This is a genomic window from Gemmatimonadota bacterium (assembly GCA_016720805.1).
Taxonomy (GTDB): Bacteria; Gemmatimonadota; Gemmatimonadetes; order Gemmatimonadales; family GWC2-71-9; genus Palsa-1233.
Window position 1 is genome coordinate 1 of the sequence record JADKJZ010000010.1, and the last position, 25,105, is coordinate 25,105.

Genomic DNA, 25,105 nt, shown 5'->3' on the forward strand with positions numbered 1-25,105 from the left:
CGCCTCACGCGAATAGCCCCAGCCCGCGATGCCACGGATGGAGGCGACCTGCAAGCCGAGCATCAGGAGCGTCAGCCCGGTGCCGAGCGCGGCGACCATCAGGAAGAGGAAGCTCTCGAGGCCAAGGAAGTTGTGCTCCACCACCATGTCGATCAGCGCCGCGCCGATCGCCGCGCTCAGCGTGCCGCCGACCACGGCACTGAGCTGGTTGCCCTGCACGAGCGCCTCGCGCGCGAAACGCTGCAGGCGCACCGGCAACTGCGGTTCGAGCGCCCGCGCCCCCTGCAGCGCCGACGCGAACTCCTCGACCGAGGGCCAGCGCTGGTCCGGGTCGCGCGCGAGGGCGCGGTCGATCACGGTCGCCGCCGCTGCCGGCAGCGCCGGCACCAGCGTCCGGATCGCGGGTGCATCGCTGCCGGACTGCTGGGCCAGCAACGCGCGCCCCTCGGCGCCCTCGAACGGCCGCCGCCCCGCGAGGGCGGCGAAGGCCGTGACGCCGAGTGCATAGACGTCGCCGCGCGCATCGGCGTCGGCACCGAGCGCCTGCTCGGGACTCATGTAGTGCATGGTGCCCATCGCAGCGCCGACGGGCGTGTCGCCTTCACCGAAGGCGGCGATCCCGAAATCGGTGACCAGCGCGCGGTCGCTCCCCTCTTCGAGGAGGATGTTGTCGGGCTTGATGTCGCGATGGATCACGCCGCGTGCGTGCGCGTGCGCGATGGCCCAACTGACCTCCTGCATCACCCTGAGCGCCTCCGCCATCGGCAACGCGCCGCGGGCACGGAGCCGCTCCCCGAGTGTCTCGCCGCGGACATACGCCATCACGAAGAAGACCAGTGCCTCGTGCGACTCGACCGCATGGATCGGGACGATGTGGGGGTGCGACAGCTGGGCGGCGGTGCGCGCCTCGCGGAGGAAGCGCTCGCGGAGTGAGGCGTTCGCCGCCAACGATGGCGGAAGGAGCTTGATCGCCACTAGCCGGTCGAGGGCGACCTCTCGGGCCAGGAAAACGACCCCCATTCCGCCCCGCCCCAACTCCCGGTCAAGCGAATAGCGCCCCGCGACCTGCGCCTGAAGGGCGAGGAACTCGGGGGAAAGAGCGTTTTCAGATTGAAACATGGTCAACGTACGGCGGGAGCGTCACGGTGGTTTCGATCATCGATCATCGATGATCGATGATCGATGATCGATCCCTCACGGCTGGGGTGGCCGGTACTTCGGCCGGAAGTTGGTGTCCGGCTGGAATCCCTCGCGCGGCCCGCCGGGCCCGCTCGGCCGACGCCCGCCCGTGGTATCGAAGGGCGCTCGGCCCGTCCGATTGAAGTCCATCTGCCAGGTCCCGCCCACCGGCACCCGCTTGAAATCTTCGATCATCCGCGAGGCACGGAAGATCGTCTCGCGGAATGGCTCGAGTGTCGTCGGCTTGTAGACGTCCTGACTCGAGACGACGTTGAAGCCATAGGCCGACCCCGGGGCGAGGTTGCGGACGGTGATCCGCAGGTCGACGGAATCGTTGGTGCCCGGCGCCAACTGGACCAGCACCATGCCGTCGGCGCCTTCGAAGCTGGTGTTGCGGACGCTTCGGTCCGCGCTCTGCTCGGGCACCACGACCTCCCAGCCGGTGCCACCGCGCACCCGGCGGGCCAGTTCCTGTGTCACCTGCGCATTGAGCGCCGCGAGTTCCGGCGTCGTGGGCGCGCGCGGCGCCGTCACCAGCACCAGGCGGCGCGGTTTGGCCGTGCCCACGATGGTGGCCACGGCGGCGCCTGGGGCGACGGCCGTCGCGCTGGGCGCAGTCGGTGGCTGCGGCATCCGGGTGCGGCTCATTTCGCCGAAGCGCGCACGCAGGATCGAGTCGACGGTGGCAATCTGCACGTCGAGCGGGAGCGCAACCATCGTGGTCTCGACCACCATGCGTCGCGCCGTGGTGGGCCGAGTCATCTCGAGTTCGCTCCACATCTGCTGCGCGATCTTGAGCGAATCGGCGCGCGTCATCGGCTTGCCGATGAGTGCCCCGCCCTCCAGCGAATCACGGCCACCGGCGACCACCACCGTGTTCGGTGCCGCGGGCGTCGCCGGTGGCGGCGAGTTCCGAATCTGCGCCCAGTACACCGCCGCGCTCAGCACCGTCAGCAGTGCCACGGCCGCCACACCAAGCGGAATCCGGCTCTTCGGCACCACGACGGCCGTCCGTTCACCCGACGTCTCGCGATGCGCGTCGGCGGCCATCATCCCGGCGATGCGGTCGAGCTCCCGCAGCACGGTCTGCGCATCGGCCGGCCGCTCGCTCGGATTCTTCGCGAGGCAGTGCGCAATCAGCACCGAGAGCGCTTCCGGCACCTCGGCGCGGAGCGCGTGCAGCGACTCCGGTGTGCGCGTGAGCTGCGCCGTCATCGTCGCCGTGGGGGAAGGTGCGGAGAACGGGCTCGCGCCGATCAGCAATTCGTAGGCAAGCAGACCGACCGCATAGATGTCGACGCGATGATCGGCGGCCGGATCGGCGGCGAGTTGCTCCGGCGCCATGTAGGCGGGCGTGCCGATCGCCATCCCCGACGTGGTGTGCCCGGCGATCCCGGTCGGCAAGGCGGCGAAGAGCGCCTTTGCCACGCCGAAGTCGGTGACCACGGCGTGCTGCCCGTCGGAGAGGATGTTGGCCGGCTTGATGTCGCGATGGACCACGCCGCGGGCGTGGGCATACGCCAGCGCCTCGACCACGTCGTGCAGCATGACGATCGTGTCGCGCACCGGGAGCGGGCCCTGCTGCTCGAGGCGGTGCCGAAGCGATTCGCCGGCGATGAACGGCATCGTGAACCAGAGGAGCTCGCCCGCCTCGCCGGCGTGGAGCAGGGGCACGATGTACGGATGGGAGAGGCGCGCCGCCAACTGCACCTCGCGCCGGAACCGCTCGCGATTGACGCCAGCCGCCAACTCGGGTGGCAGCACCTTGATCACGACCTCGCGCCCCAACGCCTGTTCGCGCGCCACGAACACCCGGCTCATCCCGCCGCCGGTGAGTTCGCGCTCGATCAGGTAGGCCTCGCCAAGGGCGGCTTTGAGGTCGGTGAGCAGGGCGTCGGTCACGTCATTCCTGGTGCGTTGGTCGGTCGGGGGAAGCCCCCCGCGGGTTCGTCTGCTGAATATACGGCTTCGACGGGCCGAAGGATGAGACCGCCGATCCTCCCCATGGGAGGCCGAGGCCACGATAGATTTCACCCCCAGTCACTTTCTGCCCGATGCCCGAGGCACCTGATGCGACGCACCACCTCCGCCCCGACGACGCCCCTGCCCACCCCACTCCGGGCCCGACGCCCTGCCCGACGTCTCGTGGCGGCAGCCCTGGTGCTCGCCGCGTGTGGCGGGTCACCCACCGGCACCGCGGGCGTCGAGGTGGTCGTCATCACCCCGACGACGCTCTCGGTCGGGGTGGGCGGGATCGACTCGCTCTCCGCGATCGCCATCGGCGCTGGCGGCAGTGCCGTCACCACCCCGATCGTCTGGCGCTCCCTCGCCCCGACCATCGCCACCGTGACCGGCACGGGCAGGGTGACCGGTGTCATTCCCGGGAGCGCGATGGTGGTCGCCTCGGCCGGTGGCAAGGCGGATACCGTCGAGGTGCAGGTCTACGGCGCACTGCAGGCGATCACCGTCAGCATCGACCGCCCCGTCATCAAGTCGAGTGACACCACCCGGGTCCGCGCCATCGGGCGGGACGTCGGCGGTCGCATCGTGCCGATCACCCCGGAATGGTCGGTCTCCGATCCGACCGTCGCGATCGTCGCGCCCAACGGCCTCGTGCTCGGCCTCCGCTACGACGCCAACACCCCGATCTTCGCGAGCGTGGATGGCATCAGCGGCTTCGCGACCGTCGCCGTGATTCCGTCCGAGGTGAAGAGCGTCGCCATTCGCCCCGACACCGCGACGATCTCGCTGGGGACCACCTTCCTGTTGCGACCGACCGTGATCGACGAATTCGACGTCGAGGTCACGGATCGAACCGTGCTGTGGACCTCGACCAACAACGATGTGATCACCGTCACCAGCGCGGGGCAACTGCTCGCCGTCTCGCCGGGCAGCGCCACGGTGCGCGCCACCACGGGCGGAAAGACCGGTTCGGCCACGTTCACGGTGCTGAGCATCCCGCAGAATGTCTATCAGCTCGAGGTGACCAATCAGCTGATGGCATCGGTGCGGCTCTTCGTGAACGACTCGCAGGTGGTGACGCTGCAGGAGAACTCGTCGACCGCGCTCCAGTTGGAGAAGGTGGCGAGCGCCCGCATTCGCTGGGTCATCATCCGGCCCAAGGCCGGCACGGCCGGCGAGCCGCTGTCGGAAACCCTCGCGACCCTGACCAACCCCGATGGCATCGTGAGCCTCACGATCGACAACGTCATCAACGGCTCGACGTACTTCACGCCGTTCGTCCGGTCGCTGGCGAGCGACAAGTTCGATGTGGACATGACGCTGAAGGATGCGGCGGGACCCTGCGGCTGTCCGGTGTCGGCCGCCGAACCGGACCGCCGCTTCGGCTACTGGCGGTATGGTCCGGGCGCGACGATGTTGCTGATCAACGCGGCAAATCCGTCGCTGACCATCCCGGTGGCAGTCCCACCTGGGGCCATCGAGGCGGGCACCGGCATCTGGCGCACCACGATCCTCGTCGGCCCGTGAGCGCGGCTACTCCTTGTAGCCGACCGCGCGGGCAAGGACGTTCGCGACGATGAACGTCACGATGAAGAAACCGAGCAACGCATAGATATAGACGAGTTCAGGCAACGGCATGGGACGCACGGGACGACTCCGGGAATATGGCCGGGGGAAAAACTAACCGAATTCGTGCAGACGGCGCTGGTCGATCAGCGCCCAGCAGCAGATCGCCACGTGGGACTCGTACCCCGCAATGAGCCGGCGGATCGTTGCCGGCTTCATCCGCCGGAAGACCACGCCCGCCGCACGCGCCACGCCGGCATCGCCGGTGGGCCAGATCTCGGGATGGCCGAAGCCGAAGATCGCCACCATCTGGGCGCTCCACGGCCCCAGCCCCTTGATGGTGGTGATTTCCGCGATCAGGGCGTCGGCGTCGAGGCCCTGCCAGGCCGACCGCGGGTCGCCCCGCTCCGCCACATATCGCCCCCACGCCGCGAGGGTCTTCCGCTTCCCGCGCGAGAGCCCGTGCACCGGCGGATCGTCGGGCGGCGTCGCCATCGCCCAGTCCACCACCCCCTCGGCGGTCCCGAACGCCACCAGCAAACGCTCCATGATCGTGCGCGCTGCGGCGGCCGAGACCAGCTGGGCGACCACGGTCCGGACCACCAGGTCGGTCAACGGCCGTTCATCAGGGACGATCCGCTCCAGGGGGTGCGCCAGCTCCACGAGCCTCGCCAGTCGCGGGTGTCGCGCGCTCAGCTCCCGCGCCGCGACCTTGTGCGGGTCGCGGGCGGGCCGTGTGATCCCGCCCAGGCGGGTCGGATCAGGAGAACGAGCCGTACCGATTACTCGCTGCCGGCCGGCTTCTCGGCCGGCGGGGCGGGCGGCTCGGTGGCCGTCGGGGCGGTGGTGCAGGTGACCGTCTTTCCACCCCGCTCGAGGGTCACCTCGTTCCCCTTGTTCCAGAAGGTCGCGGTGGAGTCGGCGTAGCGTGCTCCCGAGGCGGCCGGCACCTGGCGCAACCGCACGCGCTCGTCGCCGATCGCGAGGGAGACGACGCCGGTGCCGCTCGAATCGGTGGCAAAGAGGGCGAAGATCTCCGTCTTGTCGTCGCAGTTGAAGACGGCCGCGGACGCACCCGGCGGCGGTGCCATCATCGCCTGCTTGGCGCTATCGGGATTGGCGGCATCGGAGGCAGCCTTCGGTGCACAGGCGGCGACGAGGAGCAGGGCAAGCGGGGCACGGCGCATGGAGCACTCCGGAATGATGGCGAATCAGGGGGTACGTGGCCGCTGCAGCACGGCCCAGACAGCAAAATGATCGGAGGGCCAGAGCGGCCCGAAGCGACGACGATCGATCCCCGCATCGCTGACGCGCCAGGAGGGATCGGCCAGGATGAAGTCGATCTTCCCGCCGGTCGAGTCGCCGCGAAAGCTGTTGAACGTCCCGACGACGCGCGCGTCGGGGTGTGCGGCGCGGAAGGTGTCGCGGAGCGGCGTGCGCGTCGAGGTAACCATTGCCTGCGCCGCCGGATTCGTCTCGTCGGCGTTGAAGTCGCCGAAGACCAGCACGCCGTCGCCCGGTGCACCATCCTGCGCAATCCGCTGCAACAGCAACGCGGCGCTCTTCTCGCGCGACGGTTGCGATTGATGATCCCAGTGATTGTTGTAGACCCGGAGGGTGTCACCGGTGGCGCGATCGACCAGCCGCGCCCAGGTGCTGATGCGCGTGATTCCGTTGCCCCAGTGCTTCGAGCCAGGCACCGTGGGCGTGTCCGAGAACCAGAAGGTGCCGCTCGTCACCACGCGGAAGCGGAGCGTGTCGACCCAGATCGCGGCGTATTCGCCGGCAGTCTTGCCGTCGTCGCGCCCGACGCCGATCTGCTGGTAGCGATGCAGCCGCTGCTCGAGTTCGTCGAGCTGGAAGCGGAGCGCCTCCTGAAAGCCAATCAGGTGCGGGGCATGGTCGCGGATCAGGGTGACCACATGCTCGCGCCGATTCGGCCAGGCGTGATCGCCATCCGCGGCGGTGCCATAGCGGATGTTGAAGGAGAGCGCCCGCACCGGCGCCTGCGCCGGCAGGGGCGCCGCGGCCAGCAGGAAGAGCGCGGGGGCGAGGAATCGCATCGGGGAATGATAATGCGCGCGGGCGCCGCCGCCCGCCCCCCGGCCCCATCCGGGATCATCGCGGCGCGGGGATGTAGGGGCGCGGCCTGCCGCGCCCGTCCTCCCGTCCGCACCGATCCCCGCGACGTGACGCGGGACGCCGTCGTTGACATGCCGATATCCCGATGATGGTGAGACGGGCGCGGCAGGCCGCGCCCCTACACACGACCTTCCACCCGCACCTCCCGACATCCACCGATGGTGGGACGGGCGCGGCAGGCCGCGCCCTCCACCCGCACCTCCCGACATCCACCGATGGTGGGATCGCGCCAATCCCGGCCCAAGGTCATCATGCCCGATGACGCTCGGCAATCCACCGCGACGGATTGGCCACGATATACCCGCGGACCGCATCGATCGCCCCCCATCCCTCAGGATGCGTTCGTAAAGTTCCTCGCCAACCTGCACCGTGGGCGCCCTGACGATCCTGGTGCACGATGCCTTATATGACCCGATGATCGCCGCGAGGGACCCGGCGGAGTAGCCCAACCCACGACCGTCCGCTGGTGGACGCGAGCTCGTAAGCACAACGATGCCGTGAATGTGACTCGGCATCACCACGAATTCATCCAGCCGCACCCCGGGGTGGTGCCCAGGAATCGCATGCCACCGCTCGCTGACAATCTCACCCATCCGCGTCAGCAGCATGCGGCCGCCGCGTACCCGCGCCAATGTGTGGCAGCTCCCCCAGGTATTGATGGTCACGAAGTACCACCCGGCCCGGCGGTAATTCCAGCCGGGCAGGCGGATGGTGCGGCGATCATGGAATCGGCATTCACGCATCGCGCGGGGGCGATCCGATGCGAGACGGGGCGATGTGCCGCCTGTTATCGCACGCGCTCCCACGCCGGCGACAGCCCGCTCAAGGGACCGGGCGGGGTGTGCAGGATGATGTCGCTTCCATCCGGGCGCATCGTCGCGATGCGGCCCGTCGAGAATGCTCCGTCGAACGTGACGAACGCGATCCGGCCCCGCCGCCACCGCAGCTGCGCGTGGGGATTGTCAACCGCCCCGCCCCGGGGATTCGGGCGATGTCCGATCCGGTCAGGTTGCTGCTCCGCCGGAAGTGGATCCAGCCTCGGCACAGCTGGTGTCGAAGTCCATGGTGTTGGTCAGTTGCCGGCGGTCACTGCCGTCGGCTTTCATGCTCCAGATGCCCTCGTCGCCGCCTTCGGTCGACTGATAGGCAATCCGCTGCCCATCCGGCGACCACGCGGGATAGTTGTACGAGATGATACCCTGGCCGACATCGGGGGTGAGATTGCGCTGCTGGCTCCCATCGGCGTTCATCACCCAGATCTCGCCGGCTCGGAGTCGCCGCCAGGACCGGAAGACGATCTTGCTGCCGTCAGGGGACCAACTCGGTTGGTCGTCGTCCTCTCCCGAGTTGGTCAGCTGCTGCAGCCCGCTCCCGTCACGACGGACCCGAAGACTGGAAATCCCCTCGCTGTTCCAGGTGACGAACGCGATCCATTCACCATTCGGCGAAACCGAGGGCGTGCGGCGAACCGTCCCTGCCGGAAAGACCCGCGTCGGCGTGATGCCGCCATCCAGTGTGGCACGGAAGATCTCCGGTACCCCTTCGGGATGGGCCTCGTACAGCAACGCGTAGCGTGCCGGCCCCGGCTCGATCGGTCCTACCGCCTCGACGCACCCCATCAATCCCAGCATCACGACCCACCGTACGCCTCGCCACATCGTGTTCCCTTTCCTGTCGACTCGAGTGAACCGCCATCTCCAGGGGAGTAGGACGATCAGCCGACGCGAAAAGTTGCGGGGCAGCGCACCGCGTCACGCCGTTCGCCGATCCGTCCAGACCGCGATCAGGCAGCCGATGATGCCGAGAATCGCCAGTCCCGCGCCGGGGACTGCGATCCACTCGAAGGCATCCTTGGCTGCGCCGGTCCCGCCGAGTCCCGGCGCGGCAAGCGCCGCGACCAGCCAGAACGTCGGGTACACGAGCGCACCGGCTCCGATCGACAGCGCACTCAGCTGCGCAATGCCGCCGCGTCCGGTCGTGAGCAGCAGGATGCCGATCGCCCCGAGTGCCGCCGATCCAATCGCGCCGCCGTGCATGTGCGCGCGCAGCATGTACGTCCAGGACTTGTCGACGACCGCATCGAGCTTCGCGACGTCGCCGCCGTACGTGGTCGCCAGCACGGCCTCGCCCGAGGCCTTGAGGTGCGCGAGGATCGGCGGCTCGAGCAATCCGAACGCCCCGCCGAGGAGGAAGCCGAGCAGCACCCCGATGAAGGCGAGCGTGAGACCGATCATCATCGGCGTGGGAATGGTACGGGGAGAGTACGAGGTCGGCATGGCGGCACTCCGGGACAACGAGGAGAATGCGTACTGTGCCGAAGTGTATGTCGCGGCCGATCGATTGATAGGTGAGACGAACAAGTCGAATGCGGATCGCGACACTCCGCATTCGACTCGCGTCCACGCGCGGCGACTCAGCGGATCGCGCTGACGCTCAGCGATGGGTAATCGACGTACCCCTTCTCGCCGCCCTGATAGAAGGTCGGCACATCCGGAAGATTGAGTGCGGCGCCGCTCGCAAGACGGAGTGGCAAGTCCGGATTGGCCAGGAACGGCACGCCGAACGCAACCGCTTCGGCGAGATGGGAGCTCAGCACTTCCTCGCCCGACGCGGCATTCAAGCCGGCATTGGCGATGATGGACCCGTGAAAGGCGGAGCGGATCAGTTGCTGCATCCGCGCACGATCCTCGGGCGAGCCGCCGCTGTAGGTGACGTGCAGATAGGCCAGCGCCTGCGTGTCGAGCAGGGCCGCGACATCAGGGAAGGTGGTGAATGGTGCGTCGTCATGCATCGCGTTGTACGGGTTGAACGGCGAGAGGCGCACGCCAACCCGACCCGGTCCCCACACGGCCACCGTCGCCTCGATCACGTCGAGCAGGAAGCGCGCACGATTCGCGACGCTGCCGCCCCACTGGTCGGTGCGCTGGTTGCTGCCACTGCGCAGGAACTGGTCGAGCAGATAGCCGTTCGCCGCGTGCAACTCGATACCGTCGAAGCCGGCCTCGCGCGCGTTCGTGGCCGCCACGCGGAACTGCGTGACGATCGCCATGATCTCCTCGGCGCGGAGCGCGTGCGGCGTCTCGAACGGCACCAGGCCGAGCGGCGTCCACGTCTCGCCGGCGGGGCGAACCGCGGAGGGCGCCACCGGCGTCGCGCCACCGAGCAGCGACGGGTGCGAGATCCGACCACCATGCGCGATCTGCAGCACGATGCGTCCGCCCTCGGCGTGCACGGCGTCGGTGATCTGCTTCCATCCCGCCACCTGCTCCGGCGTCTCGATGCCCGGCGTGTTGGCGTAGGAAACGGCAGTCGCGGCGATCTGGGTCATCTCGCTGACGATCAACCCGGCGGATGCCCGCTGGGTGTAGTAGGTGGCCATGATCGGCGACGGACGGCCATCCGGTTCGGCGCGGTTCCGCGTCATCGGTGCCATGACGAGGCGGTTGGCGATCGGGATGTCGCCGAGCGTGGTGGCGGTGAAGAGCATCGGATCAGCCACGGTTAGTTCCTTGGTTAAGAATTGTGAAAAACGATATACGTTGACAACACATATATGGGCGCAACATCACCCTGCCCACGCCACGCCAAGGCCTAAGGGAGCATCCGGTTCAACGCGCCGATCAGCCCTTGGAGCTCCTCGGGACCAACCTGGCTCGTGACTCGGGCATTCAGCGCCGCGACATGCGGATCGAGGGCCGCCAGCACCGCCAACCCCTCCGGGGAGATCTTGGCGATGGAATGCCGCCGGTTTTCGGTCCCCCAGGTGCGGATCACCAGCCCCTGTTTCACCAGCCGATCCATCATCCGCGTCACGTCGGGCGCCTTGGTGATCATCCGCCCCGCCACCTCGCAGCGCGGCAATCCGGCGTCCTTCGCCCCCCGCAGGATCCGGAGGACGTTGTACTGGTCGAGCGTGATCCCCTGCGCCTGACACAGCTCCGCGAACTCCCGATTGACCTCGGCCGCGACCATCAGAATGCCGACAACGGCCTCGTCGGCGGAGTCGGCGAACTTGGATTGATTGAGCCTGGATCGAATCGACATGAGGGAACAATACGTGTTGACAACACGGAATGCAAGGGGTGAGGGGTGAGGGGTGAGGGGTGAGGGGTAAGGGGGCGAACGCCGTCATCCCGAGGGCAGCGAGGGACCTGCGTATTCGCGAGCACGCAGATCCCTCACGTTGTTCGGGATGACAGGCCCCCCCTCACCCCTCACCGTTCACCATTAAGATTCCCTTCCCCCGCACCTGCACCTGGTCTCGCCATGCGCCGTCGTGATTTCCTTGCCACCGCCGCCACTGCCGCCGCCTTTGCGCGCGGTCGCCAGCTCGCCGCCCTCGGCCGTGCGGAGCGGGCCCCGTTGGTGATGCCCCCGGTATACCGCCCCGATGGCAAGCGGCTGATCGGGAGCCAGGTCCGCGCCGAGATTGCGCCGGGCGTGCAGGCGAACGCGTGGGTGGTCGGTGACGGTTCGCGACAGGCGGCCAGCGCGACCATCCGGGTGCGGCGTGGCGACCGCGCACAGATCGCGTTTCAGAACAACCTCCCGCAGCAGTCGATCCTCCACTGGCATGGGCTCGCCGTCCCGGAGGCCGCCGATGGAGCACCACGGCTCGCCATCGACACCGGCGCGTCGTATCGCTACGACTTCCCGATTCTGAATCGTGCCGGCACCTACTGGTATCACGCGCACCCGCACCACCAGACCGGCGAACAGATCTACCGCGGAATGGCCGGGCTCTTCCTCATCGGCGACGCGGAGGAAGACGCGCTCGGCCTGCCGAGCGGCGCGCGGGAGATCCCGCTGCTGTTGCAGGAACGACGCTTCGATGCGAACAACGAGTTCGCGTACACTCCGGTGATGCACGAGCGGATGGAGGGCTTCTTCGGCTCGACGATGTTCGGCAACGGCATCATGGAGCCGAGGCACAACGTCGACAGCGCGCTCTACCGACTCCGCGTCGTGAACGGCTCAGGTTCCCGCATCACCCGGCTCGGCCTCTCGACCGGCGCCGCCATGACGCTGATCGGCAATGATGGTGGCCTGCTCCCCGCGCCCCAAAAGATCTTCTGGCTCGACCTCGGAACCGGCGAACGCGCCGACCTGCTGGTCGACTTCAGCGGACTGGCGGTGGGCACGCGCGTGATGTTGAAGTCGCTGCCGTTCACGCCGACCGGCGAGATGGGGCGGGGGATGGGGATGGGCCGGATGGGGGCCGGCGGCAAGGCGCAGGGCGCCGACCTCGACCTGCTGGAATTCGTGGTCACCAAGGCGGTCACCGAGCGGCCCTGGGTGCCGAAGCCGTTCCCCACGATCGCGCCGCTGGTGCGCACCGCCGACACGAAGGTGCGCGAGTTCCGTTTCGACAGTCGGATGATGCAACACACGATCAACGGCAAGTCGTGGGAGATGGATCGGATCGACGAGGTCGTCCCGTTCGGCAGCACCGAAGTGTGGCGGTTCGTGAATGTCGCGCAGTTCCCGCACCCGGTGCACATGCACGAGGTCCAGTTTCAGGTGCTCTCACGCAGCGGCGGTCGCGCTCGGCTCTTCCCGTGGGAAGTGGGTTGGAAGGACACCGTGCTTCTTGAGCCCGGCGAGACCGTGGAGGTCATCACGCAGTTCACCCAGCATCGTGGCCGCTACCTGCTGCACTGCCACAACGTGGTGCACGAGGATGGCGGGATGATGATGAACTTCGAGATCAAATAGGCCATCCGCTATGGCCCCCAGGCCACCCCGTGCGGATGCAGCATCGCGCCGTTCGGCGTCTTCACGGTGATGCCTGGGGTGCCACCCTCGTGGAAGGTCGAATCGAGGGCGATCGCTCCGGTCGCCGGATTGAACCGCGCCATCAGGACCCACGATCCCATTCCGGTGATGGCCAGACGCGTCCCGTCGCGATCCGCCGAGACCCAGTGCGGTTTGGCGAAGCGCGTCCCGTCGACGACGAGGCGCGCGACCTCTCGCGGCGCGGCGGGGTCGCTCAGGTCGAGTACCATCACGCCGGGTAGCGCAGCGACGGCCTGGATCCAGTAGTTCCCCACCGTGGTGGCGACGGCGCAAAGGTTGTCGTCGGTGTCGCCGCCCGGGAAGGTGAAGACGCGGGTCGCGGACGGCGTGTCGCCCTCGAGACCGCGCACGTGGTACAGCCCGCAGTAGAAGGTATTGGCGAACATCGCCCCGCTGGCCGTCGTCGTGACGGTCGACGGTGCGACGTGTCCGCGATCCTTGCCGTTCGGCGCGAGCGGAATCAGGGCGAGCGGCGCGAGTGGCGCCGTCGACCACAACTGCAAGGCGCTGGTGTCGTGGAACTTGTAGTCGGGGCCCATCCCCATCTCGCTGAGCCCGACGACGGCGCGGTCCCGTCCGGGCACCGCGTGGACGGTGTACGGCGTCATCGCGGTGTCGCCTGCTTCGGGACTCGTGCGAGAGCCGATTGCACCACGGCGCCATCACGGTCGAGTTCGCCGAGTCCACCCGCGCCGACGTAGGCACCGGGGCCGCCGTTGAAGGCGACCAGCAGATGGCCGTTCGGGAGCCGCGTGAAGTCGTGCGCCCAGCCGATGATCCCGCCAGCGCCCTGCAGCGAGGCGTGGATCGTTGGCGCGCGCGGGGTGGTGACGTCGAAGAGCCAGCTGGTATTGGCGCGCCAGGTATTGGCGAGCAGCCGTCCGTCGGCGCTCACCCGTCGCTCGATGTGGTGCGGCATCCCGCCCTTCGTGCCGGTCGGCACGCTGCCGACCACCTGTCCGTAGGTGGTCGACGCCGAATCCATGTCCAGCACCAGCAGCACGTCGGCCACGGTGGAGTCCATCCCGCCGGCCCAGACGTACGCGTGGCGATCCGGCACCGACGCGCCGGATGGCGCATCGACCGATGGGGCACACGCGGCGAAACACACGACGAGCAGCACGACGAAGCGCATGGGCCGATCCGATGTGGGGAAGGAACAAATCTACTCATTCGATCATCGATCATCGATCATCGATCATCGATCATCGATCATCGATCATCCATCATCCATCATCCATCATCCGCTTGACTCGATCTCGCAGCTCGTTGCGGAGTTCGGTCGGGCTCACGATCTGCGCATCCGGCCCATACTGCAGCACATGCCGAATCGCCCACTCGCGATCGGCCAGTGGCATCGTGCGCAGCGCACTGCCGTCCGCCGCGATGGGTCCTCCATCCCGCTCGGCGATCCACCGCGCGATGCCGGCGCTGTAGCGCACGGTGAGTTCCGGCGTCGGTTCGCCGCTCTGAAAGACCTTGCCATCGACCATCAGCTGATCGGCCGAGAAATCGGCCGGCACCGCATGCTCCCGATCGGTGAGCGTGACCGACATGATGCGGTCGCAGCGAAAGAGGCGCAAACCATCGCTGCGTTCGCACCAGCCGCTCAGGTACCAGGCACCACGACTGAAGCGCAGCGCATAGGGTCGAACCGCGCGCGGCTGCGCCTCTTCGTCGTGGTCCTTCTGGTAGTGCAGCTCCACCACGCGCTGGCGGCGCAACGCCTCGCGGAGCCGCGGCACCGCCAGCGCCTGTGCCGGATGGGAGAGCGCACCGTCGCGGAGGCCGTCGTAGGCGGTGTCCTGCGGCAGCTTGGTGATCAACTCGGCGAGCCGTGCCCTGAGCAGGGCCATCGGATGCGCGGTGGTTTCCTCGCCATCGTGTTCCCGTTCGAGCAACGCCAGGCCGAGTTCGAGCGCGCAGAGCTCGGCGACCGTGAGGCGCATCGGCCGGCGGAAGTGATCGGTCCGCACCGACACCTCTTCACCATCGATCAGCACCGCCACGCCTTCGACATAGCCGCCTGGATCGTCGAAGCGATTGGACAACGCCTGCAGGTCCGCGGACAACTGGGCCACCGGAACGCCGCACTCCGCGGCGAGGTCCTCGAGGCGATGCGTGTCACGCTCGGCGAAGCGCGGCAGCACCGTCATCAATCGGCGGAAGGTGGCGGCTGCGGTGGTCATTCGACCTCCAGCGCGGCCAGCGTACGCTCGGCCAACTCGCGGTAGCCGCGCACCATGTCGGGCGGACTGATGGGCACGGCGTCGCCTCCGAGCCCGAGCAGCCAACGGAGGAATGACTCTCGACGGCGCACGCGGTAGCGGGTGACGTCGGGGGCACCGCGGACCGTGCTGCCAAGCGCCCGCGCCGCGCGGACGGCGCCGTTCTTCCGAACGAAGCGCACCTCGACGATCACCAGCGACTCGTCGCCGAGCGCCCACGCAGGGACCGGCACCGCGCGTTCCGCCAACCGGAAGTCCAGCGGAATTTCGTAGTCCTGACTCCCGGGATTCCGTCGATTGACGATCACCCGCCGCATCCGCGAGACGCGAAAGCGGCGCACCGAGCCGCGCGACGGATCGAGCGCATGCAGATACCAGTGACCACTGGTGAAGGAGAGGCCATAGGGCAGGACGATCCGTTGCTCCGTCTCGTCGCGCTCGATGCCGTAGTAGGTGAAGGTCACCTGCTTCCGCGCCAGCAGCGCGTCGCCCAGACTCCGGAGGATGGCGGGGTCGGCGGCAGCGAGTGGCGCGCTCAGGGCAATCCCCGGAGTGACCGCGAGCTCGGGCGGGCGGACATCGAGCGCGAGCTTGCGGAGCGCGTGCGCCGCGTCGTCCGCCAGCGTCGGGTCGCCGCACTCGGCGACGCGCGCGGCGGCGTCGGCCAGGAGCGCGAACTCGTCGTCGGTGAAATTGAAGGAGGCGAGGGCGCGATAGCCGTAACGATCGACCCGACGCGGTGCCTTGAGGCCGCGCGGGGTGACCACGCCGAGATAGGGGAGGTAGAAGCGGTCGGCGCGAATCAGGTAGCGGCTCTCGGCGTCGCCGGCGGTCCCCGCCGTGTCGATGGGAATGCCGAGGGTACGGAGCTCGTCCTTGTCGCGCTCGAAGGCGCGTCGCACCGCCTCTGGAGCGCCCGTGCCATAGCCGGGGACCAGGTTTCGCAGCTCGTCGAGCGTCGCGCCGTACTTGCGGGCGAGCAGTGCGGCGACGAGGTCCATCCAGCGGCGAAGTTTGGCGTGCTGGCTCAGGGCGGGCTCCGAAGGGGATGCCCGGAAAGGTAGACGGGAGGTGTGACGGTCAGGGCACCACCCGCCCGCCTGTCACGGGTCGGAGGTATCATAGGAGACCTGCTTCCGCACCCCTCCCGACGGATTGCTCATGCGGCGCCTGCCCGATGGTTCGTACCGCTTCTCGCCCAAGGATCTGATCGCCTACCTCGAGGGCGACTTCGCGGCGTGGTGCGAGCGCAACGCCGCAGAGCGCGTGCGCGGGAGCGGACGGGAACGCTTGGGGACCAGGACGCTCGCCCCCGACGGCTCCGACGCGGAACTCGAGCTCGTGAAGCAGCGCGGGCTGGATCACGAGGCGGCCCACCTGACACGGCTCCGCGCCAAGGAGCCGACGCTGGTGGAGGTGCCGCGAGCCGAAGACGCCCACGCGTTGACGATCGCGGCGATGCAGGCCGGCGCCCCGGTGATCTTTCAGGGCGAGCTCCGCGCCGAGCCGTGGATGGGGATCGCCGACTTCCTTCATCGCGTACCGGGCGATTCCTCGTTGGGAGACCATCATTACGAGCCGTGGGACACCAAGCTCGCCCGTTCCGCCAAACCGTACTTCCTGCTGCAGCTCTGTGCCTACGCCGAGATGCTCGAGGCGATGCAGGGGCGCGCGCCCGATCGCTTCGGTTTCATTCTGGGCGATGGCAGCGAGGCCACCTTCCGCACCGCAGACGTCATCCACTACTACCGGCGCCTGAAGCAGTCGTTCGAGCGCTTTCAAGCAGACTGGCAAATCGACACGTTGCCCGATCCAGCCCTCGATCGCACCCACGGCCGATGGAGCGAAGCCGCACAGCAGATGCTGACCGATGTCGATGATCTCTCGCTGATCGCCGGCATCAGCCGCAGCCAGATCATTCGGCTGCGCGCGGCCGCGGTGGACACGGTCGAAGAGCTGGCGAATCTCGCACCCGATACGACGATCCCTCGGATCTCGCCAGCGTCGCTCGCCGCGATCCGCGAGCAGGCGCGAATGCAGGTTGCCACGCGCACCACCGGCACCATCGCCTGGTCGCTGCGCCCGCTCGACGCGGACCAACCTCGGCGCGGCCTCGCCCTGCTGCCGCCCCGATCGCGGCTCGATGTGTTCCTCGACCTCGAGGGTTTTCCCTACGCGGAACGCGGGCTGGAATACCTGATCGGCGCCACGACGATCGCGGCCGATGGCACGCTCGCCTTCGACGATTGGTGGGCGCACGACGAACCGGAGGAACGCGTCGCCTTCGAGGGCTTCATCGACTGGGCGTGGGAGCGGTTGAAGCAGGACCCGACGATGCACATCTACCACTATGCCGCCTACGAACGCACCGCCTTCTCGCGGCTGAGCACCAAGTACGCCACGCGTGAATACGAACTCGACCAGCTGCTCCGCCACGATGTCTTCGTCGACCTGTACACCGTGGTGCGGCAAGGGATGGTGATCGGCACGCCGAGCTATTCGCTCAAGGAGATCGAGCATCTCTACATGCCGCCGCGGACCGAGGCGATCACCAGCGCCGGCGGCTCCGTGATAGAGTACCAGCGATGGATCGAGAGTGGTGAGAGCCGGCAATGGCCGGAGTCGCCGATCCTCTCGGCCATCCGCGACTACAACCGCGTCGACTGCGAGTCGATGGTCCCGCTCCGCGATTGGCTGCTGGCGCGGCAGGAGGACGCCGGGCTCTCGTGGCTTCCCCGCCCCGATGCGCCGACCGAATCGGTCAGTGATCGCGAGCCGAAGGCGGTTGAGCTCTACGCCGCGGCCCTGGCCGAGCGCGCGGCAGCGCTGCCGCCGGATTCGGAAGAGCGGCGTGTGACCGAACTGCTCGGCTGGCTGCTGGAATACCACCGGCGCGACGCCAAGCCGTTGTGGTGGCGCTTCTTTCAACGGCAGACGCTGTCGGAACTGGAGCTGCACGCTGACGCGGACTGTCTCGCGGGGGTGACACGCACCGCGCGCGAGCCGTGGCCGGAGAAGCGGTCGATGGTCTACGAGTATGCCTTCGATCCGGACCAGGACACTCGGCTGCATGCCGGCTCTGCCGTGTATGTCCTGGGTGATGGCATCACCAGCACCAAGATCGACACGATGGACCTGGCCAACGGTCGACTGACGCTGAAGGTCGGCACCGGGCGGTCGCTCCCCGAGCATTGCCAGCTGATTCCTGACGAATACGTGAACCCGACGCCGATTCCCGAATCGGTCGAGCGCTACGTGCGCAGTTGGGACGAGGGCACGCCGGCGTCCGCAGCCGTCGACGACCTGATCCATCGCCGCGCGCCACGCCTGCGCGGCCACGGTGGCGGACGGGTGATCGCGGACGGCAGCGGCAGCGACGGCGCGATCGCCGCCGCGCGCGCCATGGATGGCACCACGCTCGCCATCCAGGGGCCGCCGGGCACCGGCAAGACCACCACCGGCGCGAAGCTCATCGCGGCGCTGCTCGACGACGGCAAGCGCGTCGGCGTGATGGCGACCGGCCACGCCGTGATCCTCAATGTGCTGGAGAAGTTGCTGCAGCAGCGCCCCGACCTGGCCGGGCGCGTCCTCAAGGTGGGCAAGGAGAGCGACCACCCCCTGGCGGTGAGCGGCGCAATGCGTCTGCTCGATTCGGCGAAGGCGCCCGATGCCGTGGCAGCGGCGTCCTGCGTCGTCGGTGGCACCGCCTGGCTCTTCAGCCGGCCGGAGATGATCGGCGCGCTCGACTACCTCTTCATCGACGAGGCCGGCCAGGTGCCCCTCGCCAACGCCGTCGCCGCCGGGATGTCGGCGCACAACCTGATCCTCATGGGCGACCAGATGCAGCTCGCCCAACCGACGCAGGGGGAGCACCCCGGCGAGAGCGGCAAGTCGTGCCTCGCCTATCTCCTCGAGGATCGCGCCGTCATCCCCGACGAGCTCGGCATCTTCCTCGGCACCTCGTTCCGGATGCACCCCGACGTCTGCCGCCTGATCTCCGAGTCGTTCTACGAGGGGCGGCTCGGCAGCCACGCCCTCACCGCCGGCAATCACGTCGCGCTCCCGGCCACCGCGCCGATCACGACCGGCCACGGTGTCGCCTTCCTCCCGGTCGAACACGCAGGCAATACGCAGGGGAGCGACGAAGAGGTCGAGGCGATCGTCGGCTTGGTGGCCTCGTTGCTGCAGGGTACCGTCACGGTGCACGGCGATGCCCCACGCCCGATGACGCTCGACGACATTTTGATTGTCGCGCCATTCAATCTGCAGGTGCGCGCACTCCGCGCCCGCCTGGGCGACGCGGCGCGCATCGGCTCGGTCGACAAGTTCCAGGGGCAGGAAGCACCGGTGGTGATCGTCTCGATGTGCGCGAGCACGCTCGACGATGCGCCACGCGGCCCGCAGTTCCTGCTCTCGCCCAATCGGCTCAACGTGGCGATCTCGCGTGCGCAGGCGCTCGCCGTGGTCGTCGGCTCCTCGACGCTCGGCGATGTGCGGGTGCGGTCGGTGGAGGAGTTGACGCTGGTGAGTCGGTGGTGCCGGATCGAGCTGCTTGCCGAGGGGTAGGAGGCGGTCGATACTTGGAGTCGATACGTGGAACAGTCCTAGCCTGCCATCCTGCCCCACCTGCCCTCGCCGAGGTCGCCGATGACGCGATCGCTGATGGTCTGCGGTTTGTTGCTCCTTGGAGCGTGCGGTGGCGGGGGATCGCCGACGACACCGCCGCCACCACCGCCACCGCCGCCACCACCCCCGCCACCGCCGCCGCCACCACCGCCACCGCCAGGCGGACCGCTCGTCTTGTCGGCGACCCTGCTGACGACACCGACGATCGGTGCCACCCTCGCGTTCACGGTGACCCGTGACGGGCAAGCCGTCACCCCGACCCTCACGGTCCGCACCGAGCGGCGCTGGCTCACGGAGCGCGCGGTGCTCAACACGGCGTCGCTCGCGGCACGGCAGTTGGTCGCGGCGGGACCGGGCGAAGTCGTCGTCAATGTGGCGGCGGACGGGCTCACCGATTCGGTGATCGTGCGGGTCGTCCCCCCGCGAGCGCTGATCACCGCCCTCGCCGGCCCTGCTGGACGCACCCACCTCGGCACGGGCGACACGCTTGCCATCCGGGGCTACGGGATGCAGACCGTCGTGCCCGACCAGCTCTTTCCCGGCACGCTCGGCGTGAGCAAGGCCACGACCAGCGACAGTGCCACGCTCCGCCTGGTGACTTCCGCGGCCGCGAGCGGCGGGCCGTGCACCGGCCGGACCGTGGCGTATCGGCTCACACCCACGAATGTGGACCTCGAGATTCCGGTGGCAACGCCGTACACGCGGGCACGCACCGGGGAGCTCGCGCTCGCCGCAGGTGAGGCCGTTGCCTTGACCAGCACGGCGGCGGGTTGCCTCCGCGTCGCACCGCAGGCCGCCAATGCGCGCTACCTCCTCGCCTGGGTCGACGACCGTCGCATGGTCCAGGCGGAGACGCAGTTCGAGGTCCCCGCACCCGGGGATGTCACCCTGCAGCTGCAGGATCAGAGCGGTCCGCCCGCCACGGTGTCCGGTGCCGGGCTCGTGGCCGCGGCAGCGGCGCCCAATCCGTTCGCGCCGATGGCCACGTCGAGCCGCGCCATCTCGCTGCTGGCCAGTGGCCCTCAGGCGGCCAGCGCCTTCATGGATGTTCCCTTCGCAGCCTGCGGTTCGACACCCACTGCGGCCGCGTGGGCCATCTACTGTCGCACGACGCCATGGGTCGTGGGCGCCACGTTCAACTTCCAGCCGACCGCCGTCGCGCGACCGGCGACGACTGCACGCATCATCGCGACGCGCCCGAAGGTCGTCGCGGCGATCATCCAGGCGGACGATGCCCTCCTCGCCCCGGCGGCACTCACCCGTATCGAGGCGACGCTCGACTTCCTCGACACGCAATACCTCGCCTCGCTTCGCCAGTCGCTCGGCACCACCCGCGACGTCGTCACCTCACCCGGTTCGGGGCAACTGGTCGTGATGTTCGAGGCGGGCGGCACGGCCAACACGATTCGCACCACCACCGACGGCAGCGTGCCGCAAGGCGCCTTCAGCTTTGTGAGCATGCTGCTCAACTCGACCAATTGCTATGCCATCCCGGCGAACTGCAGCGACGGCGGCGTGGATCCGATCATCGTGCACGAGACGACGCACACCTACCAGTTCCTCTCGAACCGCGAGCTGCGCAACGGGCAGTCACCATTCGGGCAGTCATGGTCGCTGGAAGGCGGCGCCGCGTTGCACGAGCTGCTGACCGCGCTGGAGCGGCACAGCATCGCGTGGAATGCCAACACGCAATTCGAGGCCTTCGCCGGGACCGACCCGCGCCGGCAGACCGCCATCTTCACCAATGGCAATGTCGGGCCCTTCACGCTGGGCTATCGAGGGTCGGCAGCGTTCTTCCGCTATCTGGCGCAGCGGCTGGTTACCGAACGCGGGATGACCTGGACCGATGCGCTTCGCGAGGTGCAGATCGGGGCGATCGAAGGCTGGTATGGCATCGGCTTCGGGGGCGCGTCGTACGGTCAGGGACTGGTGCCGCGGATGCGCACGCGCTTCGGACCGTCGTGGCATCCGGCCGATGCCCTGCTTGAATGGACGATGGCGCAGGCCGCCGATGACCTCACCAGCAATCCACGCTTTCAGGATCTGACCAGCCGGACCGCAGCCCGCGAGTTCAACGGGCTCTACGTGCACAACGGCGTCACGCCGTCCGGCGGAGTGTCCGCCGGTAGCGGCGCGACCACCCTGAAGACGTCGCCATCGGGCAACAGCGGCGTCTTCCAGATTGATGATGCGGCGGCCGGTGGGAGCTATGTCGCGACGTCGACGGTGGGTGGGTCAGTACGATGGATGGTGCTGCGGGTGCGATAAGGGGCGAACAGCGAACCGCGAACGGCGAGGGGCTAGCCCCCCAGCCGCTTCAGTTCCTCGATCCGCTTGCGCACGCTGACGACGGCGGGCTGCAGCTCGGCATCGGCATCCTTCCACTGCGTGGCGAACGCCTCGTAGTGCTTGAGGGCCGTGGCCCGTTCGCCCTTGGCATCGTACAGCTCGCCAAGGCGCTTCTCGGTCGCCGCGAGGGCGAATGGATCGTTGATGCCGCCGAAGCGGACGGCGGGCTCAACGCTCAAGTAGCGCTCGAAGTACACCATCGCCGAATCGGGCTGCTTCGCCTTGTCGAAGCTCCGTGCGATACCAAAGGAGCCGGTCGCCGTCAGCCCCGACGGCGCACCATCACTCGCGACCATGGCCGCCCGGAACTTGGCGATCGCCTCAGTCGGCTTCCCCTCGGCGAGGAGCAGTTCCGCCTCCAGCCAGGCGATCTCGGGCTGCAGACTCCGCGACGTCGCGGCGCCAGGACGGTCGGTCATCATGCGCGCCAACAACGCGCGTCCGCGTGCCGGTGCATTCGCCATGGCATAGAGTCGAATCGTGGTTCCCCAGGGGCGGTCCACGGCCGGGATCGCCGTCCACTGCGAACTCGCGACGATCTTGTCGAACTGCGCGACGGACTGCGGGAGCTGCAACCCCGCAAAGATGTTGGTGGCTGCCTCGACGTAACCGTCCAACGCATTGGGGATGCCACGCGCCGCGAGGATCGCATCGAGGCTGCCGGCGTGGCTCCGGAACGCGGCAAGCTGGCCTTGCGTCAACGCCACATCGGCGAGGATTGCCTGCGCCCCCATCTGCTCTGGAACCGATGTGGATCGGGCGACCCGCTCCATCACGCGCTTCGCGGAATCGATGTCGCCGCGCACGAAGGCCGCGAGCCCCACGGCCCCGATGATATTGAACTCCTCAATCGCGGCAGGGGAGACCTTCCGAATCGAGTCGATGAAGCGTTCGGCGTCGTCGTAGCGACCGACCTCCAGCAGCGAGTTGGCGTACTTGCCTGCATTGCGACCGTTCGGGGCGATCCGGAATTGCCGTTCCGTATACCGCAACGCACTGTCGTACTGCTCGCGGCTGCGATAGAGGAGCGAGAGCTGATTGAGCGGGGCGGTCTGGGTCGAGTCGATGGTGATCGCGGCCGAGTAGGCCGTCAGCGCCTTCCCGCGATCGCCGAGCGTGCTGTGCCCCTGGTTGAAGGCGCCAAGCACGAGGTTCTTCTCGAGTGGCGGCAACCGGTCGGCGTAGCGCGCCGCACGCTCGAGCGCGGAGTCGCGCGCGATCTGTGATGCGCCGGAGTTGGTGAGCGCGGCGTTCAGTTTCCGGTACGCCAGTGCGAAGGTCGAGTCGAGCGCGATCGCTTCGCGGAGCAGCGTGACGGCGCGATCAAAGTCGCTCTCGACGTCGTTGGCGCGCGTCGCCTCGGTGTACTTGCGGAGCGCCTCGAGGTTGGCGGTCGTGGCGCGCTCGAGCGGGACGGCGTTCTGCACTTCCTTGAGCGACTCGCCCAGCTTGCCACGGAGCTTCCTGGTCAGATCGTCGACGACATTGAGCAGATCCTTCACGCCGTCGGCGGTGCCCTGATACGACGCGAGCACCGTGCCCTGCGCCGTCGACGTCAGCTCGATCGAGACGAGGTAGCCTGGGCCGGCCGCGGCGAGTCGGCCACCGAGGATCGCTTTCGCCCCGGCGCGCGTGGCGACGGCCTTGGCGGTGGCCAGATCGAGCGGCGTGCTGTCGGGGCGCTGCATCCGCACGAGCTCTGCCGCCACATCCGACGGGCTCAACACCGTCACCGCGCGCGATTGCGACATCGCGGCGCGCACCGCCGCCTGCACGATCGGCGCGAGCGTCGAGTCGCCACCGGTCGTGGTGAAGTCGGCCAGCAAGACCTTGTCCTGCGCCGCGAGCGTGCCGCTCGCGAAGAGCGACGCCGCGGGGCCGATCCCCATCTGCCGCGTGACCATGTAGCCGATCACCAGCAGCACGAAGCTGCCCATGGTGACCATGCCGTAGCGCAGGTTGCGGCGCCATGACAGGTGCGGATTGGCCTTGAGCGCGATCGTCGCCAGCGTCCCCGACGGCGCCCGTCCCACCATCGTACCGCCGGGCGTGAGCGTCGGCGTGGCGCGGGCACTGCGCCGCGCGACCGACTTGGCGTACCCGGTGAGCAGCAGCATCGGCAGCCCGAGCAGCATCAGGCCGACCGCGCCCGGGTAAGTCCACTCGGGGAGGCCGATCGCCACCACCGCGGCCTTCGCCACGATTGCCACCGCGACCGTCGCCATCACGTACAATCCGAACGCCTTGCCGAACGACCCGGGCCCGGAGAGCGCCATCGTCGGCGATGAGCTGGAGGAGGCGGTCGTGACCTCGTCGAGCGTGCGCAGCACTTCGGTCGCGTTGTTGACGCGGTCGGCCGGATCCTTCTCCAGGAGCTGCTTGACGAGCGCGGCGAGCGCGGGCGGACAGTCGCTCCGCTTCTGCGTGGCCAACGGCGGCGTCTCGCTCAGGTGTGCGGCGAGCATCCGCTGCGGCGTGCGGTCGGCGAACGGACTCGCCCCGGTGAGCAGCTCGTACGCCATGCAGCCCAACGCGTAGAGATCGACGCGATGGTCGATCGTCGGATCGCCGGCGACCTGCTCCGGCGCCATGTACGCCGGCGTGCCGATGCTCGTCCCCACGGAAGTGAGCGTGCCGCCGGCCACTTCCGCACGCGAGGCACTGAGTGCCTTCGCGATGCCGAAGTCGGTCACCACCGCGGTGCCACCCGAGAGGAGCACGTTGTCGGGCTTGATGTCGCGATGGACGATGCCGCGCGTGTGGGCGTACGCGAGCGCCTTGGTGACGTCGCGCAAAATCGCGATCACATCGGCGATCGGCATTCCGCCACCACGGATCCGGGTGCGGAGCGACTCGCCCTCGACGAACGGCATCGTGAAGTAGGGCAAGCCGGCGACGTCACCGGCCGCCAGCACCGGGACGATGTTCGCCTGCTGGAGCGACGCCGCCAGCAGGATTTCCCGCTCGAACCGCTCGGCGTTGATCCCCTGCGCCAGCTCCGGCGAGAGGACCTTGATCGCCACCATGCGGGCAAGTCGCACTTCCGTGGCCAGGAAGACCCGCGACATCCCGCCGCCGCCGAGTTCCCGCTCAATGCGGAACGCGTCACCGAGATGGGCCTGGAGCTGGTCGCGAAGGTCCACGGGGGTCCTGAGAGCTGGGAAGACGGCGGGTCGGGCGTGAGGAGACCGCATAAGTGTAGGGCTGGCGCGGGGTTGACGCCAGCACGGCGGCACTGCCCCGGGCCATCGCCGCCA

General features: G+C 68.4%; 18 protein-coding genes. 4 read left to right on the top strand and 14 right to left on the bottom strand.

Translation table 11 applies throughout. From position 1 onward, the window contains the following. A partial coding sequence (locus IPP98_09080; GenBank protein ID MBL0179260.1) for a serine/threonine protein kinase occupies window positions 1-1,119 on the bottom strand: 1,119 nt, incomplete at its 3' end. 75 nt (window positions 1,120-1,194) lie between these two features. Beyond that, entirely contained in the window at window positions 1,195-3,081 is a 1,887-nt protein-coding gene (locus IPP98_09085; protein MBL0179261.1) for a serine/threonine protein kinase, read from the bottom strand. A gap of 168 nt (window positions 3,082-3,249) precedes the next feature. Between IPP98_09085 and IPP98_09090 the strand changes: the two genes are divergently transcribed. Continuing rightward, the gene (locus tag IPP98_09090) at window positions 3,250-4,668 is read left to right on the top strand and encodes an Ig-like domain-containing protein (protein MBL0179262.1); all 1,419 of its coding nucleotides are present in this window, start codon (window positions 3,250-3,252) and stop codon (window positions 4,666-4,668) included. 153 nt (window positions 4,669-4,821) lie between these two features. Here the strand turns inward: IPP98_09090 and IPP98_09095 are convergent, their stop codons facing one another. The 7 genes from IPP98_09095 to IPP98_09125 all read right to left on the bottom strand — a co-directional run bounded on the left by IPP98_09095 (window position 4,822) and on the right by IPP98_09125 (window position 10,893). Further along, a complete protein-coding gene (locus IPP98_09095) occupies window positions 4,822-5,322 on the bottom strand; it encodes a hypothetical protein (GenBank protein MBL0179263.1) in 501 nt (166 codons plus the stop codon). Window positions 5,323-5,489: 167 nt separating this feature from the next. Further along, window positions 5,490-5,894, bottom strand: coding sequence for an MliC family protein (locus IPP98_09100; GenBank protein ID MBL0179264.1), 405 nt, complete (start codon window positions 5,892-5,894; stop codon window positions 5,490-5,492). A gap of 24 nt (window positions 5,895-5,918) precedes the next feature. Continuing rightward, window positions 5,919-6,770 carry an endonuclease/exonuclease/phosphatase family protein gene (locus tag IPP98_09105; GenBank protein MBL0179265.1) on the bottom strand — a complete coding sequence of 284 codons (852 nt, stop codon included), beginning with the start codon at window positions 6,768-6,770 and terminating at the stop codon, window positions 5,919-5,921. Window positions 6,771-7,853: 1,083 nt separating this feature from the next. Then, window positions 7,854-8,480: a PD40 domain-containing protein gene (locus tag IPP98_09110; protein ID MBL0179266.1), complete on the bottom strand. Its 627-nt coding sequence runs from the start codon at window positions 8,478-8,480 to the stop codon at window positions 7,854-7,856. 120 nt (window positions 8,481-8,600) lie between these two features. After that, window positions 8,601-9,125 carry a hypothetical protein gene (locus tag IPP98_09115; protein MBL0179267.1) on the bottom strand — a complete coding sequence of 175 codons (525 nt, stop codon included), beginning with the start codon at window positions 9,123-9,125 and terminating at the stop codon, window positions 8,601-8,603. A 137-nt stretch (window positions 9,126-9,262) separates the two neighbouring features. Beyond that, window positions 9,263-10,336 carry an alkene reductase gene (locus tag IPP98_09120; GenBank protein ID MBL0179268.1) on the bottom strand — a complete coding sequence of 358 codons (1,074 nt, stop codon included), beginning with the start codon at window positions 10,334-10,336 and terminating at the stop codon, window positions 9,263-9,265. 104 nt (window positions 10,337-10,440) lie between these two features. Then, the gene (locus tag IPP98_09125) at window positions 10,441-10,893 is read right to left on the bottom strand and encodes a MarR family transcriptional regulator (GenBank protein ID MBL0179269.1); all 453 of its coding nucleotides are present in this window, start codon (window positions 10,891-10,893) and stop codon (window positions 10,441-10,443) included. A gap of 222 nt (window positions 10,894-11,115) precedes the next feature. On the opposite strand from IPP98_09125, the gene IPP98_09130 reads away from it, so the two are divergent. Beyond that, on the top strand, window positions 11,116-12,564 hold the full coding sequence (locus IPP98_09130; GenBank protein ID MBL0179270.1) for a multicopper oxidase domain-containing protein: 1,449 nt from the start codon (window positions 11,116-11,118) through the stop codon (window positions 12,562-12,564). A gap of 8 nt (window positions 12,565-12,572) precedes the next feature. Here the strand turns inward: IPP98_09130 and IPP98_09135 are convergent, their stop codons facing one another. The 4 genes from IPP98_09135 to IPP98_09150 form a co-directional block, all read right to left on the bottom strand. Further along, window positions 12,573-13,253: a hypothetical protein gene (locus IPP98_09135; GenBank protein MBL0179271.1), complete on the bottom strand. Its 681-nt coding sequence runs from the start codon at window positions 13,251-13,253 to the stop codon at window positions 12,573-12,575. Next, window positions 13,250-13,780, bottom strand: coding sequence for a hypothetical protein (locus tag IPP98_09140; GenBank protein MBL0179272.1), 531 nt, complete (start codon window positions 13,778-13,780; stop codon window positions 13,250-13,252). Before IPP98_09140 ends, IPP98_09135 begins: the two co-directional genes overlap by 4 nt. A gap of 91 nt (window positions 13,781-13,871) precedes the next feature. Further along, on the bottom strand, window positions 13,872-14,834 hold the full coding sequence (locus tag IPP98_09145; protein ID MBL0179273.1) for a WYL domain-containing protein: 963 nt from the start codon (window positions 14,832-14,834) through the stop codon (window positions 13,872-13,874). Further along, on the bottom strand, window positions 14,831-15,874 hold the full coding sequence (locus tag IPP98_09150; GenBank protein MBL0179274.1) for a WYL domain-containing protein: 1,044 nt from the start codon (window positions 15,872-15,874) through the stop codon (window positions 14,831-14,833). The genes IPP98_09145 and IPP98_09150 overlap by 4 nt, the downstream gene beginning before the upstream one ends. A 160-nt stretch (window positions 15,875-16,034) precedes the next feature. Between IPP98_09150 and IPP98_09155 the strand changes: the two genes are divergently transcribed. After that, window positions 16,035-19,439 carry a TM0106 family RecB-like putative nuclease gene (locus IPP98_09155; protein MBL0179275.1) on the top strand — a complete coding sequence of 1,135 codons (3,405 nt, stop codon included), beginning with the start codon at window positions 16,035-16,037 and terminating at the stop codon, window positions 19,437-19,439. Between the two features lie 81 nt (window positions 19,440-19,520). Next, window positions 19,521-21,767 (top strand): hypothetical protein, encoded by a 2,247-nt coding sequence (locus IPP98_09160; protein MBL0179276.1) that lies wholly within the window; start codon window positions 19,521-19,523, stop codon window positions 21,765-21,767. A gap of 32 nt (window positions 21,768-21,799) precedes the next feature. Here IPP98_09160 and IPP98_09165 read toward each other — a convergent pair whose 3' ends face one another. Next, window positions 21,800-24,991 (bottom strand): protein kinase, encoded by a 3,192-nt coding sequence (locus IPP98_09165; protein MBL0179277.1) that lies wholly within the window; start codon window positions 24,989-24,991, stop codon window positions 21,800-21,802. Window positions 24,992-25,105: the final 114 nt, after the last annotated feature.